General features: G+C 42.5%; 17 protein-coding genes. 7 read left to right on the top strand and 10 right to left on the bottom strand.

The window, feature by feature from the left end; genetic code table 11:
- Positions 1 to 16 precede the first annotated feature (16 nt).
- The gene (gene cruF, locus RMX69_RS06335; protein ID WP_322636894.1) at positions 17 to 925 is read left to right on the top strand and encodes a gamma-carotene 1'-hydroxylase CruF; all 909 of its coding nucleotides are present in this window, start codon (positions 17 to 19) and stop codon (positions 923 to 925) included.
- 133 nt (positions 926 to 1,058) lie between these two features.
- On the top strand, positions 1,059 to 2,258 hold the full coding sequence (cruG, locus tag RMX69_RS06340; protein ID WP_322636897.1) for a 2'-O-glycosyltransferase CruG: 1,200 nt from the start codon (positions 1,059 to 1,061) through the stop codon (positions 2,256 to 2,258).
- Positions 2,259 to 2,378: 120 nt separating this feature from the next.
- On the opposite strand, the gene rnhA is transcribed toward cruG, so the two are convergent.
- From rnhA to RMX69_RS06370, 6 genes are all read right to left on the bottom strand, one after another.
- Positions 2,379 to 3,287: a ribonuclease HI gene (gene rnhA, locus RMX69_RS06345; protein ID WP_322636899.1), complete on the bottom strand. Its 909-nt coding sequence runs from the start codon at positions 3,285 to 3,287 to the stop codon at positions 2,379 to 2,381.
- 134 nt (positions 3,288 to 3,421) lie between these two features.
- Complete coding sequence (locus RMX69_RS06350) at positions 3,422 to 4,165, bottom strand: M50 family metallopeptidase (RefSeq protein ID WP_322636901.1); 744 nt, start codon at positions 4,163 to 4,165, stop codon at positions 3,422 to 3,424.
- Positions 4,166 to 4,464: 299 nt separating this feature from the next.
- Positions 4,465 to 5,346, bottom strand: a complete 882-nt coding sequence (locus RMX69_RS06355; RefSeq protein WP_289798527.1) for an FHA domain-containing protein — start codon at positions 5,344 to 5,346, stop codon at positions 4,465 to 4,467.
- Positions 5,347 to 5,603: 257 nt separating this feature from the next.
- Positions 5,604 to 6,326 (bottom strand): 6-phosphogluconolactonase, encoded by a 723-nt coding sequence (gene pgl, locus RMX69_RS06360; RefSeq protein ID WP_322636903.1) that lies wholly within the window; start codon positions 6,324 to 6,326, stop codon positions 5,604 to 5,606.
- 266 nt (positions 6,327 to 6,592) lie between these two features.
- Entirely contained in the window at positions 6,593 to 7,336 is a 744-nt protein-coding gene (gene rph, locus RMX69_RS06365; protein WP_289798525.1) for a ribonuclease PH, read from the bottom strand.
- A gap of 167 nt (positions 7,337 to 7,503) precedes the next feature.
- On the bottom strand, positions 7,504 to 8,127 hold the full coding sequence (locus tag RMX69_RS06370) for a nucleoside monophosphate kinase (protein WP_322636905.1): 624 nt from the start codon (positions 8,125 to 8,127) through the stop codon (positions 7,504 to 7,506).
- Positions 8,128 to 8,471: 344 nt separating this feature from the next.
- Between RMX69_RS06370 and RMX69_RS06375 the strand changes: the two genes are divergently transcribed.
- A complete protein-coding gene (locus tag RMX69_RS06375; RefSeq protein ID WP_322636907.1) occupies positions 8,472 to 9,008 on the top strand; it encodes a P-loop NTPase family protein in 537 nt (178 codons plus the stop codon).
- Between the two features lie 86 nt (positions 9,009 to 9,094).
- Complete coding sequence (gene dcd / locus RMX69_RS06380; RefSeq protein ID WP_322636999.1) at positions 9,095 to 9,664, top strand: dCTP deaminase; 570 nt, start codon at positions 9,095 to 9,097, stop codon at positions 9,662 to 9,664.
- Between the two features lie 99 nt (positions 9,665 to 9,763).
- Here the strand turns inward: dcd and RMX69_RS06385 are convergent, their stop codons facing one another.
- The 3 genes from RMX69_RS06385 to thyX form a co-directional block, all read right to left on the bottom strand.
- Positions 9,764 to 10,099: a XisI protein gene (locus tag RMX69_RS06385; RefSeq protein WP_322636908.1), complete on the bottom strand. Its 336-nt coding sequence runs from the start codon at positions 10,097 to 10,099 to the stop codon at positions 9,764 to 9,766.
- A 158-nt stretch (positions 10,100 to 10,257) separates the two neighbouring features.
- Complete coding sequence (locus RMX69_RS06390; protein ID WP_322636909.1) at positions 10,258 to 11,127, bottom strand: Rpn family recombination-promoting nuclease/putative transposase; 870 nt, start codon at positions 11,125 to 11,127, stop codon at positions 10,258 to 10,260.
- Positions 11,128 to 11,227: 100 nt separating this feature from the next.
- On the bottom strand, positions 11,228 to 11,950 hold the full coding sequence (gene thyX / locus RMX69_RS06395) for an FAD-dependent thymidylate synthase (RefSeq protein WP_190942978.1): 723 nt from the start codon (positions 11,948 to 11,950) through the stop codon (positions 11,228 to 11,230).
- Positions 11,951 to 12,154: 204 nt separating this feature from the next.
- On the opposite strand from thyX, the gene RMX69_RS06400 reads away from it, so the two are divergent.
- Together RMX69_RS06400 and RMX69_RS06405 are read left to right on the top strand one after the other, a co-directional pair.
- Positions 12,155 to 12,370, top strand: a complete 216-nt coding sequence (locus RMX69_RS06400; RefSeq protein ID WP_094348273.1) for a chlorophyll a/b-binding protein — start codon at positions 12,155 to 12,157, stop codon at positions 12,368 to 12,370.
- A gap of 145 nt (positions 12,371 to 12,515) precedes the next feature.
- Positions 12,516 to 13,097: a thioredoxin family protein gene (locus tag RMX69_RS06405; protein ID WP_289798518.1), complete on the top strand. Its 582-nt coding sequence runs from the start codon at positions 12,516 to 12,518 to the stop codon at positions 13,095 to 13,097.
- A gap of 108 nt (positions 13,098 to 13,205) precedes the next feature.
- Here RMX69_RS06405 and RMX69_RS06410 read toward each other — a convergent pair whose 3' ends face one another.
- Positions 13,206 to 13,718 carry a hypothetical protein gene (locus RMX69_RS06410; protein ID WP_094348271.1) on the bottom strand — a complete coding sequence of 171 codons (513 nt, stop codon included), beginning with the start codon at positions 13,716 to 13,718 and terminating at the stop codon, positions 13,206 to 13,208.
- An 897-nt stretch (positions 13,719 to 14,615) separates the two neighbouring features.
- On the opposite strand from RMX69_RS06410, the gene RMX69_RS06415 reads away from it, so the two are divergent.
- Positions 14,616 to 15,830, top strand: coding sequence for a type I restriction endonuclease (locus tag RMX69_RS06415; protein ID WP_322636911.1), 1,215 nt, complete (start codon positions 14,616 to 14,618; stop codon positions 15,828 to 15,830).
- Positions 15,831 to 15,899 lie beyond the last annotated feature (69 nt).

Here is a 15,899-nt window from a genome sequence, read left to right on the forward strand (position 1 = left end):
TTGTTAAGGAATTATCATGAGACAACTTATTATTGCTGAACGCGTATGCCTCATTGGTCATATCGCGTCAAAAGCCTTTGGACTGGTAGGGATGCTACTGGTAGTACCTAATGCCGAAATAATTTTCAACTTATCGCAGGTAGGAGAAACTGCCGTACAGTTAAGTATGGCTGGCGGCGGTGTAGTTGATATCATCTTAGGGACAGTAGCTGTCTCTATTTATGCCTACCGGACGTTGGGATTAGGAACTTGGCTAGCATTTATGCTACCGGCTATGTTTATCTCTTTGGGAAGTGAACTACTGGGAACTAGTACAGGGTTTCCATTTGGTGATTATAGCTACTTGAGTGGCTTGGGTTATAAGATTGGAGGGCTAGTTCCTTTCACAATTCCTTTATCTTGGTTTTATGTTGGGCTGTCGTCTTACTTAATTGCGAGAACTGGTTTGAAAGTGGCTCAAAAACCCAGTTGGGGTCGCCATATTGCTGCGATAGCCGTTGGTGCTTTGCTCTTCACTTGCTGGGACTTTGCCCTTGAACCGGCTATGAGTCAAACTTCTCTGCCCTTCTGGTATTGGGAACAACCAGGAGCTTTCTTTGGAACACCTTACCAGAACTATGTAGGTTGGTTTGGTACTAGCGCTCTGTTTATGAGTGTGGCAGGATTATTGTGGAGAAATACCTCGATTAAATTAGAGCGATCGCAACTCAATCTGCCATTAGTCGTTTATTTAACTAACTTTGCATTCGCCGCCGGACTAAGCTTGGCAGCTGGATTTTCTATCCCTGTGTTACTTGGCTTATTGCTAGGTGTGATTCCGGCTGTGGTGCTGTGGTCAAGGAGTTCAACCACACTGGCTCAAGTTACTGTTGAACCAGTAAGCAAAGAAGTATCAGTAGCAAAGGTTGAAGTTGCCTTGAAATAAGTCTATTTGGGAGCAAAGGAGACAAGGAAACAAGGGGGAATTTATTGAACAAGTCTCTCCCTTGTCTCTTCTCCATATCCAATGCCCTATGCCCATTTATTTTGTATAGTCGCAATTTTAATTGTTAAGTATTTTGACAACATTAGACAACGCTTTGATATTAGAAAGCGCCATTTCTCTTTTATTGCTACTTATCCAAGTACCAGCAACGGCGATTCTGTTTTCGCGCTTGTTGAAGGGGCCAAGACGCCATCCTCCAATAGAACCACAACAGCCGACACCGGAGCTTTTGGGTAAGGTTAGCATCGTTGTTCCCACACTGAACGAAGCGCTTCGCATTAGCCCTCTGTTGGCTGGTTTAAGTCAGCAAAGCTATGAAGTTCGAGAAATTATGGTTGTAGACAGTAAATCGAGTGATGGAACGCCCGATTTAGTCAAAGCCTCACAGCAGAAAGATCCGCGCTTTCGCGTGATGACAGATGATCCCTTACCCTCTGGTTGGGTGGGGCGTCCTTGGGCGTTGCATAACGGTTTTCTATATAGCTCAGAGGCTAGTCAGTGGTTCTTGGGGCTGGATGCTGATATCCAACCGCATCCTGGTTTAGTTGCTGGTTTGGTGAAAACGGCCGAAGCACAAGGCTATGATTTGGTTTCTCTTTCACCCCAATTCATCCTCAAATATCCTGGGGAGTGTTGGCTACAACCGGCTTTGTTAATGACTTTGCTTTACCGATTTGACCCAGCGGGGATCAATACAGAGCAACCAGAACGAGTAATGGCAAATGGGCAGTGTTTTTTGTGTCGTCGCTCCGTTTTAGCTGCTGTAGGTGGTTATAGCAGTGCCAGAAGTTCTTTTTGTGATGATGTCACGTTGGCACGCAACATTGCTATCCAAGGTTATAAGGTGGGCTTTTTAGATGGCGCAAAAGTGTTGAAGGTACGAATGTATGAAGGGGCGATGGAGACGTGGAAAGAATGGGGGCGGAGTCTCGACCTCAAAGATGCAACTTCTCGCTCTCAGTTGTGGGGAGATTTATGGCTACTCACATCTGTTCAAGGTCTACCCCTTTTAATTGTCCTGACTTTTTTGTTGATTTCTCCCCCACTCTCATATTCGCCCACTCCCCCACTTCTGCTGCTGGGACTGAATTTATTCCTGTTGGTGATTCGCTTTGCGATGCTAATAGCGATCGCACCTTCCTATGATCGCACAAACGCTAAAGGCAGCTGGTTATTTTGGGTTTCCCCTTTGGCCGATCCCTTAGCTGTACTGCGAATCTTTTTATCTGCATTCCGCACCCCACGCGAGTGGCGAGGACGCAAGTATATTTAGTGGGGCATTGGGCATTGGCCAAACAGGGCATCGAGAAGAGACAAGGTAGACAAGGAAGAGGGGGAAGACTTGGGACATACTTGTTCAATAATTCCCCCTTGTCCCCCTTGTCCCTACTCCCTACTCCTCTTCCCCTCCTACTTTATCCCCGCGTTCCAATTCCCAAAGAATTTGATTTCCTTCACGGCGTACCCGTGACACTATCCAGTTTCGCCAGCGCCATTGATCTCCACGACTGGTGACAGCGCTGGCGTGGACATCCATCAAGTCTGCTAACTCAGAACTGGTGATTAAGTAGCCTTTTTCAGAAATTTCGTCAGCTATACGCAGAGTTTCGACCAAGCTGCGGAGTTGTGAAACCCTCATTTCTGGAGGTTTTTCATCGGTTACGGCCGCAGTTGGCCCGGTTGATGGTTCCATAACGGTTATTTCTGGTGCAGAAGTACTGATTTCTTGCGGACTTTGGTTAGTTATTCTAGAGTTTTTTTCATAATCAGCTACTTTTGCTACATTTAGTTCATTTTTGGAAGGTAAAGATTTATAAAAATCTGTGGAAGATAATTTTTGTAGGGAAGGGGTTTTGCCACTTGCATAAGTGCGAGCGATCGCATCACAACGTTCGTTACCTATGTTACCAGAATGTCCCCGAACGTATTGCCATTTGACTTGTTGGGTATTGAGTTCATCTAAGATTTCTAAAAGGTCTTGGTTTTGGACGGGTTTACCATCTGACTTTTTCCAGCCTTTATTTTTCCAGCCTTTCACCCACTTGGTAACACAGTTAATCAGGTATTCGCTATCGGTATGAAGGGTGATGGGTTGGGCTTGTTGAGATGTTTGCAGAAATTGAAGGGCAGCGATCGCAGCTTGCATCTCCATTTTATTATTAGTGGTATGAGGGGATGCATCGCCCATTTCGTGGATTGAGCCGTCGCTGAAGTAAACGACAACACCCCAACCGCCAGGGCCAGGATTACCGGTGCAAGCACCATCGGTGTATATGCTTTGAATTATGGGTTGGGTGGACATGTTTAGGGTATCGAACCGCGAAGGTAGAAGTTATTAGCGGCGAATTTTTTAACAATATCCAGGCTATTATACTGATAAATTTTTACTTTAGTTCTGAAATCGCTTTGATGCTGCCTCTTACTCACTCTTACTGATTACTCAGAACGATAAGCAACACGGAGACTTTGGATTAAAATCACCAGAGATGCGATCGCCATTAACCCGCCCCAAAACCAGTAAGGTAAAAGCAAATATCGCTGCATTTGCGCTGTATCAGAAATTCCAAGGGAACCAGCAGAACTACTAAATAGATAATCGAGTTGATGGTATGTACTTACACAAGCTTGTACACCCAAAAATTGAATGACAAACCCTTGCGCCCAGCGAGGTGCTTTCAGGGAAATACCCAAGATTATTAAACCTAGTAAGGGAATTGCTACCAATCCAAACCAGGAACGCACCCAAATTAATGTAGAAAACAGCAAAAAACTGCCTAAAATTTTTAAACTTAGAGAAGCTGCTGTAAAACTGCGGGAAGCCAGAATCAAAGCTGCACCAGCAAAAGGCGGTCCCATTGGCCCTGCTGCGGCGATTATTGCTGGGCCAATTGGCCCCAATGACGACCGGAGTCCATAAGTTGCGACACCGGAACCATTGCTAAAAATCTCTAATTTCTGAAACTGTCCTCCTAATAGGAGTGCCATTAAGCCGTGACCCATTTCATGAAACCAAGTTGCCAGAATTGTAAATGGGTATAAGATATAATCCCCTCCTGGTACTTGCCACAGTAAAGCAGTTGCGATCGCTGCTGCAACTAGCCAGGTTAGCCCCATACGTTCAACAACTGGCGGGGCTTCTTTGGTAAGCAAGGTTTCAAAATTTTTACTAGGTTCCCTCATAGGTCACTCAATTTTGGATTTTGGATTTTGGATTTTAGATTTTAGATTTTCTGAAAAATTCAAAATCTAAAATTGGCAATGTATTTCCATCCATCCTAGTGTAATTATTAAGGGAATGGAGTTGCTGGACTATGTAACAATTTGCACCTCGAAGCGACGGCTGTCAACTATGGCGCTATCAAGAACAACATAGTTATCCGTCGCTTGTCTGATGCAGTTCATTTGTTGCTCCTCAAAAATGGATGCCGGAGGATGGGCAGAAAATACTTAGACTGATGTCACAATTTAGCAAGAATCAGTTAAGCAAGTTGAAAGAGGAATGTCATTAAGTCTCCTTTACCCAAGCTGATGCGATCGCCTGGTCGCAAGCGATGACGGTTCCCTGGTAAAAGTGGCAAATTATTGATGTAAGTGCCATTAGAACTTCCCACATCCTCTACATAATGGGCATCTCCCTCGACGCGAATATCTGCATGAATCCGCGAGACAATTTCGGAATTGGGAAATCCTGAAACATCTATATCTGGAGGAATCCGGTCATTAGGCTTGCCGATATGAATCACAGAGAAATTTTGCGGCAATTCAATTAAGCGATCGCTTTGAACGTGGAGTAACCGCGCTGTAACCTGCTGCAATTGCGTTCTGGCAGCAGTTGCAGTTGGTGCTGGTGCTGCTGGCGGGGGTACTTCGGCTTCGGAGGCTGGTGCTGGTTCCACAGGTGGTGGAGTCGGAATACTACTTTGTCCAGAGACTACGGGTTGAGCTACAACGGTTGACACAGCTTCTTGAGGGCTGCTTTCTGCAATAGGCATCTGTGGCGTAGGTTCTGGGGGAACTGCCATCTCTGTTGGTGGTAAAGATGATTCGGGAGGATGGGAGTTAGTAGAACCGCTCATTCCCAAAGCATCTGGTTGTAAAAGTTCTAACAATGGATCGGGTGGAACTAACGCTGGCACTTCCACAGGAATATCGGGAGTAACTGTTGTAGCTACTGCGGGATGAACGTGTGGAACTCCTGCTGAGTGAAGGTTATAGCCACACTGACCGCAGAATGCAGCATCTGCCTGCACAGTTGCCCCACAACTGGGACAATTAGTAGTCGCAGGTAATGGTGTATAGCAAGCTTCACACTGGACAGCGCCATCAGGATTGGGATGATTGCAATTAGGGCAGACGATCATCGATATTTAGCCTTTGTTCAAGATCATCATAAATAGTAGGTAGGACTGGCAAGCAGAGGGCGGCCCTAGCTTTAGATTCTAGCAATTACTGCTAATGGAACAATGAATTGGACACTCTTACACGGGGAAGGGGAGCGGGGAAGCAGAGGGGTAGGGGAGCAGGGGAGCAGAGGAGAAGTTCAGTAAGTTTTTCCCCTCTGCCCCTCTGCCCCTTTGCCCCTTTGCACCTCTGCCTCTTGTCCCCAATGCCCCATTCTTCAATGTTGAAGTTCCAAACCTGCTGCCGCATCCAGCAGCCACCAAAGTTCTCCTTGGGGCTTAATTAAGCGGGATGGGTAAGTAAAGTCATCGGCTACAGGTGCAAAGACTTGCGCTAAAGCTGGTCGTTTATTAGCACCAGCAACCAGAAAAATCACGCTACGAGCAGAGTTGATGAAGGGGTATGTGAAACTTATCCTGGGGTTTCCGTCTTTGTTACCCACAGTCACAAGGCGATCGCGTACTTTAAGAGCTTCTGTGTGGGGAAACAAAGATGCGGTGTGTGCATCATCACCCATTCCTAGTAATACTACATCCAAGGGGGGAAACTCGACCCCAGAAGAATTGAAAAATTCTTTGAGATGTTGTTCATACTTGGCAGCAGCCAGTTCTGGATTGGCTTCTAAAGTTGGTACGGGGTGAATGTTAGCCGCTGGGATGTCAATGCGATCTAGCCACGCACGACGCGTCATCAGTTCATTGCTATCGGGGTGATCTGGTGGTACGTAACGCTCATCCCCCCAGAATATATGAATTTTATCCCAAGGTAGTTTTTGAGTAGCGATCGCTTCGTATAACGGTTTAGGTGTACTGCCACCAGACAAGGCGATGGTAAACCGCCCCCGCTGCTCAATGGCAGTTTCTAACTTGGACAGAATTAATTCTAGCGCTCGTGCAACCAGCGCCGGCTGATCCGGTAGAACTTCAACGGTTTTGTTCATGGCTTCATCATCATATTGCTGGCTTCCAGCAATACAATACCGAACTTATTACAATCCCCCTTTTTAACTTTTGAAACATTTAACATCGTGGATTAAGTAAACTGGAAAAACGTAGACCTCCTTATCACCTTCAAGGGTAAGTTTTCAGTAGTCAGTCGTACTAACTACTCTCATGATTATTTTTATTTACATCGCAGTTACTTGATACTTTGTTGATTAACGCCATAAAGGATACATTTATTAATTCTTATTAAAAATTAATAAACCTAATTAATCACCAACAACGTTTCCCAGTTAGGGATCGCTTCACGTTGGGCAATTAACAATTCCTGAATTCCTTTTTGGGCAATATCTAGCAGTTGATCCAGCTGAGTACGGCTAAAGCTGCCTTCTTCGGCTGTTCCTTGGACTTCAATGATTCCCAGATGTTGATTCATCACCACATTAAAATCTACTGTTGCAGCCACATCTTCGATATAATCTAGATCCAAAAATGGCTCTCCCTCCAGTAATCCTACGGAAACTGCCGCTACCTGTCCACACAAAGGCGATCGCTCCAACACGCCTTCTTGCAATAATTTAGAAATTGCATGAGCCAAGGCCACAAACGAGCCTGTAATGGCTGTTGTCCGAGTTCCGGCATCTGCTTGCAACACATCAGCATCTACAGTCAGCGTGCGTTCTCCCAGTGCCTCAAAATCCACTGCTGCGCGTAAGCTGCGGCCAATTAAACGCTGAATTTCTTGCGTCCGTCCAGATAATTTCAATAATTCCCTTTCTTGGCGTTTTTGTGTAGCAGATGGTAGCATTCGGTACTCAGCAGTTAGCCAGCCTTTACCAGTTCCTTCAAGAAACTTCGGAACTCCCTTATTAACGCTAACAGTACAAAGTACCTGAGTATCACCGCATCTTGCGAGAACAGAACCGGGGGCAAAGCGGGTGAAACTGGGGTGAAAGCTAATCGGACGTAGTTCGTAGGGAATACGACCGTCAGGACGCTGCCAAGCCATTGGAATTGCCTCAAGTTTTACAATACTGCCTTAAGATTACCTTAGTGTTATTAGGCATTGGTAAGAAGGGTAAAGGGGAATGGGTAAGGGGGAAAGGGTTTATTTCTTCATCCTTTAACCTTTAACCTTTTCCCTTCTCTTGTTACTTCCCCTTCCCCCTTCCTCTTCTAAGGAACTGAAAGCAGAGTCAAAATATTTTGCTGTACCATTTCTGGCGATTGGTCGCCGTTGATGGTCAATAAGCAGCGACGACGGTCGTAATATTCTAGGATGGGAATGGTGCGATCGTAGAATAATTCTACACGGCGCTGCACGATTTCTGGTTGGTCATCTGGTAGCGATCGCCCCAAGGATCGACTAACCATCACTGCTTCCGGGACTTGGAGATAAATTGCCCAATCTAACTTTTGCCCTAAATCATCCAATAAAAAATCTAATTCTTCAGCTTGGAAGGCAGTACGGGGATAGCCTTCTAACACCCAATCGCAGTTAATATCTGGTTGTCTGAGGCGAATTCTGATCAATTCAATGATCATTTCGTCTGGAACTAACTCCCCTTTTTGCATGTAGGGCCGTGCGTGGTAGCCTAGTTCACTCAAGCTAGCGTAAACAGAAAGAGAAGTCCGGGGATCGGCTTCCAACCATCGAAATTCCGGCAGGGGCTGATTGCCAGATATTGCTTCTCGTAAAATCTCACCTGTGGAAATCAGAGGAATATCAAAGTATCTGCAAAGCCTTTGTGCTTGAGTGCTTTTCCCCGATCCTGAACCTCCCAGAATCACCAATCTCACAACAGTTTACTCCTCATCCTGTCAAATTCACTACTAGCTAAGTCTGTATTGCCCAAATAACCAGCAAATCTAACATTTAAAGATTTTCAGACGTTCTGCCTAGCTTTTTTAAATAATTGGAACTGTAACTCTTATGTTTTCATTTTTACAACTCATTTCTGAGAAAAGACGAAAATTGAAGTCAAAATAACTCTTGACTTCAATACAAACCTAGTGTTTGACTAAGAATGCAATTTGCCAAATCCACCACACCTGTGAAAAACAGATTGATTATACAGGCAAATTTGTCAGTCTCACCGCCAGTAATAACCCTTGACTTATTGTATTTTTTTGAACTTAACTTTATGGTTGCCCAGCTAGAAACTCAAAGTATCAATTCAACCCTAACCCTACCATATCCAGTTGAAGGACTAGTGCAAGTTTTCACTAGTTCTCATCGCAACTTTTTTACGAGCGTGATGGCTCAATCACTGAGAATAGCTGGACAAGGAACGCCAGTATTAATAGTGCAATTTCTCAAAGGAGGCATTCGCCAAGGACACGATCGACCTATACAATTAGGACAAAATTTAGATTGGATTCGGTGTGATTTGCCTCGTTGTATCGATACACCACATTTAGACGATACAGAAAATCAAGCCTTACAAAAGCTGTGGCAGTATACACAACAAGTTGTGTGTGAGAGTAAGTATTCTCTCGTGGTGTTAGATGAGTTAAGTTTAGCGATTAACTTTGGTTTAATTCCTGAAACGGAAGTTTTAGCGTTTTTGGCAAAACGCCCTCCCCACGTTGATATCATTCTCACAGGGCCAGAGATGCCGAAATCTCTTCTTGATGTAGCAGATCAAATTACAGAAATCCGTCGGAGTTATCGACCCTAAACAAAATACTCAATTCAGGATATCCTAGTAATTCCGTTTGAATTAGCTGTGAAGTTGTGATTAAAAACGATATCTGGATTACTGAAATGGCTCAACAGGGTCTAATTTCCCCCTTCGAGCCGAGTTTAATCCGAAAAGTGCAAAAAGATGAATCAGTAGCAGTTAAACATGTAATCAGCTACGGTTTATCTTCTTATGGCTACGATATACGCCTTTCTTCGGCTGAGTTCCGCATTTTTCGTCACATTCCCGGAACTGTAGTCGATCCCAAAAACTTTAATCCCCAGAATCTGGAGCCAACAGCACTGCATACCGATGCCAGTGGCAGTTATTTTATTTTACCTGCTCATTCCTATGGACTTGGGGTTGCTTTAGAAAAACTAGAGGTTCCTGAGAATATTACTGTAATTTGTATTGGAAAATCTACATATGCACGTTGTGGCATAATAGCAAACCTAACACCTGCTGAGGCTGCATGGCGAGGTCATTTAACTTTAGAATTTTCCAATTCTTCCAGCGCAGACTGTCGCATTTACGCGGGGGAAGGAGTGGTGCAATTGCTATTTTTAGAAGGCGAACCCTGCGCTATTAGTTATGAAGCAAGACAGGGTAAATATCAGGATCAGCTAGAGATTGTAACTTTAGCTAAAGTCTAAGTAACAAGGAAGTAATCTTGCCTTACTTAGATCCTACTTTGCTTACTATTGTGCGATCGCTCTAAATCATATCCCAAAATTAGAGTGCGAGCGGTTGCTTTATCCCACTGCAAATTCTGTCAGCTTTCGCATATAAGGAGGCTGATAAGCCAGCACTATATCTTGCTTAGGAATACCATACTCTATTAATTCATTAGCCACGCCAATCTCAGTCCCATCATACTGAATCCAAATCTTACCATCTCGAATATCTAGATGAATTAAACAGCCATAAACTCGACGACGATTTTCCCACCCCGTATTCACAACTTGATAATGATCTTGTTGTACATCAAAAATAGTTTGCCGTTCGATTTCACCATAGGCAGGTTTAACCTGAGCATGAATTGTCAAAACTTGCTGGATGATTTCTCTATACTCCGCTAGTTTATCCATTGTACAATTACCTCATTTTCCGGGTCAAATACTAGCAGTTTCAATTGATATTCATGAATACTCAATTAAAATTTTAAGTGTAATAAATCGAAAATTTTATAGTCTAAACTTTCATCATATTTTAGCTCTTAAGCAAAAGTTGGAGCGATCACTTTATCCTACAAAACATTCCGTAACTCTTGAATTGTATTTGCTACAACAATTCTGCGTAAAATCTCTTTCAATTGCCCTAAGTCAGAAATTTGCGAAATTTGCGACATCAACTCCAAACCATCGCTGCCAAATTTTGCTTCTAAACTTGTTTCGATGCTAGAGATTATTCCACGTACTTCTCCTCTTGCTTCTCCTTCTGCTTCTCCTCGTGCTTGTCCCTCACGTAAAATTTCTTGATACCAAGGTGACTCTCTTAAGACTGTCATATCCCACCTCATGATTTCCTGAACTAAAGTACTTTCTAATACAAAGGTTGCAAAAAATGCCAGAACTGTCTCAAGTTGATTTAATTGCTCGTCAGCACGCAGCATTCGCAATGCTTCCCTAATTGTAGACTCGTTTTCTCCGCCTTTGAGAATTGGTACAAAGGGAAGCAGCGACGGTAACGGCGTCTCAAAAGCAATATTTACGTCAATCTCCCAGAGATTGATTACGCGGTAATCTTGAATTGCCCTTAACCCGATAAAATTAGATGCAAAACTTGTAGGTATTTCGCTGTTGCTAATTTTGAGAATGTTAATCAGTACAGGGTACGTTTGTAGTTTATATTTCTCTTCCGCAAGAGCAGCATAAGCACGCATCCGACGCGGCATTTCTGATGTGTGGCGTAACTGTAACTCATTGAGGATGAGAAATTTACCGTATTGGGGACTTTCAGCCGGAATTACAACATCGCTTTGTCGGCTAATCCATTGGAATTCTGTATTTAAGATTTCGCCTGTAACAATGTCAGGAATTCCTGTCACCCATTTTGCCCAATTATTTGGTGCAAGGCTGATTAATTTTTTAGTGCTAATATCGACAGCTTTGTTCATCAAAAAAATAGATGCGATCGCCCTAAATCAAACCCAATAAATCCGAGGATAATCGCTTCGCCTTATCCTACCGCAAATTCTGTCAACTTTCAGCCATTATCTAAGGTGCTAACCTGGCTTTACCTAGACGCTGCTTTTCATACCATTGTGCGATCGCAGGTGCCCAATCTTCAAAATGAGGCCACATCATTTCACACAACTTTTGAATTTCCAATTGAGCATCTTTCTTATTTCTCAGGTCACAAAAATGCAAGAAAGACCTTAAATTAAAACTAACTACAAAATGCTGGCGATAGTCAAAAGGCACTTTACCTCTAGCGTGTTCTTCAGACATTCCACCCTCAAAATCAGCTTTATATCGTTTAGCTGCTTCTAAACACCACTCCAAATCTGCTGCTCGTTGCTCTGGTGAATAGTGATACTTTTTGCCTTGTCTATCAGTGTAATAACCAACGGGACGTAAATAAAAAACATCTTCTATGTCTTTCTTGCCTTCTACTACGTCAATAAATTGGTTGCCTGTGTATCTAAAAGATTGTACATCAAATGATACAGAAACGCGATGAGTACGCGCCTGCTGCATTACACTGTGGGGAAAGTAGCCACAATTGAAAACAATCTGGGGATGCTCTAAAGGCCCATAGTGTCCCCTCTCACCCGCTAAAAGCCGCTTAACAATAACTTCGCCGCTTTGTGACTCAGAAGGCCAGGAGTCGCGCTCATCAAACACGAACCCATCAGTATAATCCTGGTGCATCGCTGCATAAATCACCTGCTGCGGGTTTGGTGTTTTGGCAATAACCTCTACTCGAAATCGATGCATTAGCTGTTGGGGAATGGATTTGTGATTGAAAGTGCTTACGCACAAGGAGCGGAGCCTGTTGCTTAGACATGTATTTGAACTCGATTCATCATCATATCTTTTCTCTGGCTTGCTTGGACTACTACTTGATTAGATTAAGATACTTTACAAATATTAATAACTTTGTTACAGTTATTTACATAAAGAGAAAACAGGGAAAAATCCATGCGTACAAGTACTGCTATCATTGACGACCAAGGCAAGCTGAACAACTTTGCGATCGAGCCAAAAGTATATATAGATGAACAAGGCGATCGCACTGGTTTCACTCCCTATGCAGAAATGCTTAACGGTCGGTTAGCAATGATTGGTTTTGTCTCTCTGATAGCATTAGAAGTATTCACAGGACACGGTATTGTTGGTGTTTTGGCAAGTCTGTAAAAACTAATTTATTTAAAATAAATCTAAAAAAATCTAAGAGACGGTAAATTTACCGTCTCTTATTTTATGGAAAACTTAGTGCTAGAGTGAAAATATACTGATAACAAAAGCCGTTAGTTATCAGCGTAAAAATATTGGGTGAACTATGGCTTTAACTGCTTCAACTATGTTGCCGCTAGGCACTAAAGCGCCAGATTTTAATCTACCAGAAGTAGTATCTGGAAAGGCAACTTCACTTTCTACCTTTGCAGATAAAAAAGCACTATTGGTAATGTTTATTTGTCGCCATTGCCCGTTTGTAAAACACGTCCAACAAGAATTAGTGCAGTTAGGAAGAGATTATTTTACAAGTGATTTAGCGATCGTTGCTATTAGTGCTAACGATGCAAAGAATTATCCAGATGATGCGCCAGAGTCGTTACAAGCATTTTCCACAGAACAAGGGTTTAATTTTACCTTATGCTACGACGAGAGCCAAGAAACGGCGAAGGCTTACACAGCAGCTTGCACACCAGATTTTTTTGTATTTGACGATCAACGTCAACTTGTTTATCGGGGACAATTAGATGATAGCCGCCCCAGTAATGATAAACCTGTAACAGGTGCAGATTTACGCGCAGCCATTGAAGCAGTGCTAGCGGGTAAACCTGTTACAAGTGATCAAAAGCCGAGTGTTGGTTGCAATATTAAATGGAAACCTGGAAACCAACCCAGTTATTTTGGTTAAGAGGGATTGGGAATTGAGATTAGGGGAGAGGTAACAGGTGACAGGTGACAGGAAATAATCTATACCCTGTAACCTGTATCCTGTTATCTTCTTCACTCCCCACACTTATCAATGTTTAATTTCCAAATTCAGTATGTAGCATCCTAATTGGACTTTTTCTGCCCACAATTCATATTCCAGCCGCAAATTCTCTGGCAAAGGATGTCCGTTGAGAGTTAGGCTACGAGTAAAATTTCGTAAACGAATCGGATCGTTAGGTTGCAATGACTCAGTTGGCAACCAATAGCGACTAATGCCATAAACACCCTGTTCCCAAAAGTGACGGTAACTCACTTGAGCATTACCTTGCATAGTCATGATGACTCGGTAAGGGGAAATCTCCAGCCACAAAATTCTGGGACTGTTAGGGGCGTAAGCTTTGCTCTTGCTTTGAGGAAGTGTGTCTTCTGGACTGATGACACTCTCCACTTCGCAGCTAATTAAAGGCGGTGCGGTCATCAGTAAATGGAATCGATCGGTATCTTTTTGATACAATGTGGCAGCAGTTTCGACAACAGACCAGATCGGTAGGTCAGTGGAAATCAGTGATAAGCACACGGGCTTGCGGTGATGGGTCAGCATGGGAGCGATAAGGGCTAAAAGCTATTGAACAAAGTGAAATGAACACTCTAGCTGTCTAATAGGTCTGGCTAAGAAACTAAATAGTAAAGCAGGCTTAATATTAATGAATCCGTTGATTTGTTAATAAGCTACACAAATCTGGATGAAACAGGTAGAATGTCAGCTTACACAGTAAAAATGGTACTTTTATCTAGAGAGAGCTAATTCGTAAGTAAAGCTTGTAAATATTCTAAGGCTATAGCCTCAAAACAGTGGCAGTCGTTTTAGATGCTAAAAAACCTTCTTCAGGGAGACTTACCGTAGATTGGAGTAAGTTTCATACAGCCAAAAGCAATAGGATACTAGGAAGGAAGTCACCAGAAGCGACAAACTAAGTCGCTGATGAACTTCCGGTGTATTCAAATGCCAGTGTATCCTAATGTCGGCTTCTGTTATATCCGTAAAAACTCACGAAAACCTTTCTCACCAAAATATTGTTGAGTAAAAAGTAAAATTCATTCACTCAGCAATATTTTCGTCTGCCTATTGTGCGTCTCGCAGAAAAGAAAGAGCAAAGATTTCCATTTCAAAGCAGCAACGGCAAGTTAGCTTGTATTAAAAAGCCCACGGATGAATTCGTGGGCTTTATAGCTTGAGCATTTTTTTGAGAATCGCTATAGGCTGAAGCTTCATAAAAAATCATTCTGATTTATTTTTATTCATTACCGATGTCATTGCACCTGTGAACAAGTCATGAGTGTTACAGGTGGGTACTTATTTGGGAATACTTTTATAGGAGTGATAAAAAAGGCGATCGCACTAACACTTTCAATTCAAATGTACTATGTCACCTTACAATCACTCTTATTTTACAAAAAAGACGTATAAATACTCAATAATCTACCAGGAGGAAACAAGATGGCATTCACTGAAGATATTACCAAGCTATCTGAACAAGTGCGTAAGCGGGCTGACCAAGTTGTTGGTGAAGAATCTACTAAGATGGCACTGATTGTTCCTTTTTTGAGTGTTCTTGGCTACGATGTCTACGATCCTAGTGAAGTAATACCGGAATACGTGGCAGATTTTGCTATTAGAAAAGCAGGGCAGTTTGAAAAGGTAGATTACGCTTTAGCTATTAACGGTACTAAAGTTATGCTTGTAGAAGCAAAAGCCCGTGGTCAAAAAGCTGAGGCACATGATGGACAATTGAGCAGATATTTTAATGCACTTTCGACAACAAAAGTAGCTATCGTCACTAACGGTATTGAATACCGTTTTTTTACAGACTTGCGTGAAACAAATGTTATGGACAAGGAGCCATTTTTTACTTTTAACATCCTGGAATATGATACCAAAGATATTGATAACCTCAAATTCTTTCACCGTGATAATTTTGAGGTTACAGCTATTACTAATCATGCCGAGGAAATGGTTTATGTCAAAGGCATGACTCAACTTCTAGGAAATCTTTTACGTTCTCCTTCTGAAGAATTTGTTCGCTTTTTAGTGACTGAACTTGGTACAGTTGCTCCTAGTTATGAAATTAAAGGTCGAATTACTGGTAAAATTATTGATAAATTCAAACCAATTGTTAAAAAGTCGATTCAGGGAAGTTTAGTGGAGTTAATGACTCGCTCACTTACTCCAGTAATAGATCAGCCTGTTGAACCTCCAATAGACATAGATAATGGAGAAGTTGATATACAACCAGATCCTCAAGAATCAAAAGTAGTAACAACTGCTGAAGAAATCGAAGCTTTTGAAAAAATTAAAGCAATTACGCAAACCTCAACGAGTTACAATTATCAACTCCAATACAAAGATACTGTTTCATACTTTGGTATCAATCTTGTTGGCAAAAGTACTTGGTGGTTTCTGCGGCTGTATCTATCTTCGCAGAAAAAAAGTTTTGTTACTCGACTAAGTGTAGATGAAGTAAAGTCGCTAGCTTCAAACTTTGAAGTGCAGGAAGTAACAGCTTCTCTGGGAGATGCCGCATCAAAAGTAATTATTTCTTCTGTCGGTGATTTAGATAAGCTGACATCACTGATTCTCAGATGTTACGAGGCAGAAGCAGCCAAGCATCAAACATTGACTCCAGACTTAATCAGAATGGAAAAATCAGCTTAACTCAAGGGATTTACTACAAAACTACACCTAAGCAACTATCTCCGATTTTTGCCTGCTAACAAATTAGCC

It is taken from the genome of Nostoc sp. EspVER01, from assembly GCF_034530635.1.
GTDB lineage: Bacteria > Cyanobacteriota > Cyanobacteriia > Cyanobacteriales > Nostocaceae > Nostoc.

Bases quoted from the DNA above. Each gene is read 5' to 3' on its own strand.
- cruF (WP_322636894.1), top strand. From the start codon at position 17: ATGAGACAACTTATTATTGCTGAACGCGTATGCCTCATTGGTCATATC.
- RMX69_RS06385 (WP_322636908.1), bottom strand. From the start codon at position 10,099: ATGGATAAACTAGCGGAGTATAGAGAAATCATCCAGCAAGTTTTGACA.
- thyX (WP_190942978.1), bottom strand. From the start codon at position 11,950: ATGCATCGATTTCGAGTAGAGGTTATTGCCAAAACACCAAACCCGCAG.
- RMX69_RS06400 (WP_094348273.1), top strand. From the start codon at position 12,155: ATGCGTACAAGTACTGCTATCATTGACGACCAAGGCAAGCTGAACAAC.
- RMX69_RS06415 (WP_322636911.1), top strand. From the start codon at position 14,616: ATGGCATTCACTGAAGATATTACCAAGCTATCTGAACAAGTGCGTAAG.
- RMX69_RS06355 (WP_289798527.1), bottom strand. From the start codon at position 5,346: ATGATCGTCTGCCCTAATTGCAATCATCCCAATCCTGATGGCGCTGTC.
- rph (WP_289798525.1), bottom strand. From the start codon at position 7,336: ATGGCTTGGCAGCGTCCTGACGGTCGTATTCCCTACGAACTACGTCCG.
- pgl (WP_322636903.1), bottom strand. From the start codon at position 6,326: ATGAACAAAACCGTTGAAGTTCTACCGGATCAGCCGGCGCTGGTTGCA.
- RMX69_RS06375 (WP_322636907.1), top strand. From the start codon at position 8,472: ATGGTTGCCCAGCTAGAAACTCAAAGTATCAATTCAACCCTAACCCTA.
- RMX69_RS06350 (WP_322636901.1), bottom strand. From the start codon at position 4,165: ATGAGGGAACCTAGTAAAAATTTTGAAACCTTGCTTACCAAAGAAGCC.
- RMX69_RS06405 (WP_289798518.1), top strand. From the start codon at position 12,516: ATGGCTTTAACTGCTTCAACTATGTTGCCGCTAGGCACTAAAGCGCCA.
- rnhA (WP_322636899.1), bottom strand. From the start codon at position 3,287: ATGTCCACCCAACCCATAATTCAAAGCATATACACCGATGGTGCTTGC.
- RMX69_RS06390 (WP_322636909.1), bottom strand. From the start codon at position 11,127: ATGAACAAAGCTGTCGATATTAGCACTAAAAAATTAATCAGCCTTGCA.
- dcd (WP_322636999.1), top strand. From the start codon at position 9,095: ATGGCTCAACAGGGTCTAATTTCCCCCTTCGAGCCGAGTTTAATCCGA.
- RMX69_RS06410 (WP_094348271.1), bottom strand. From the start codon at position 13,718: ATGCTGACCCATCACCGCAAGCCCGTGTGCTTATCACTGATTTCCACT.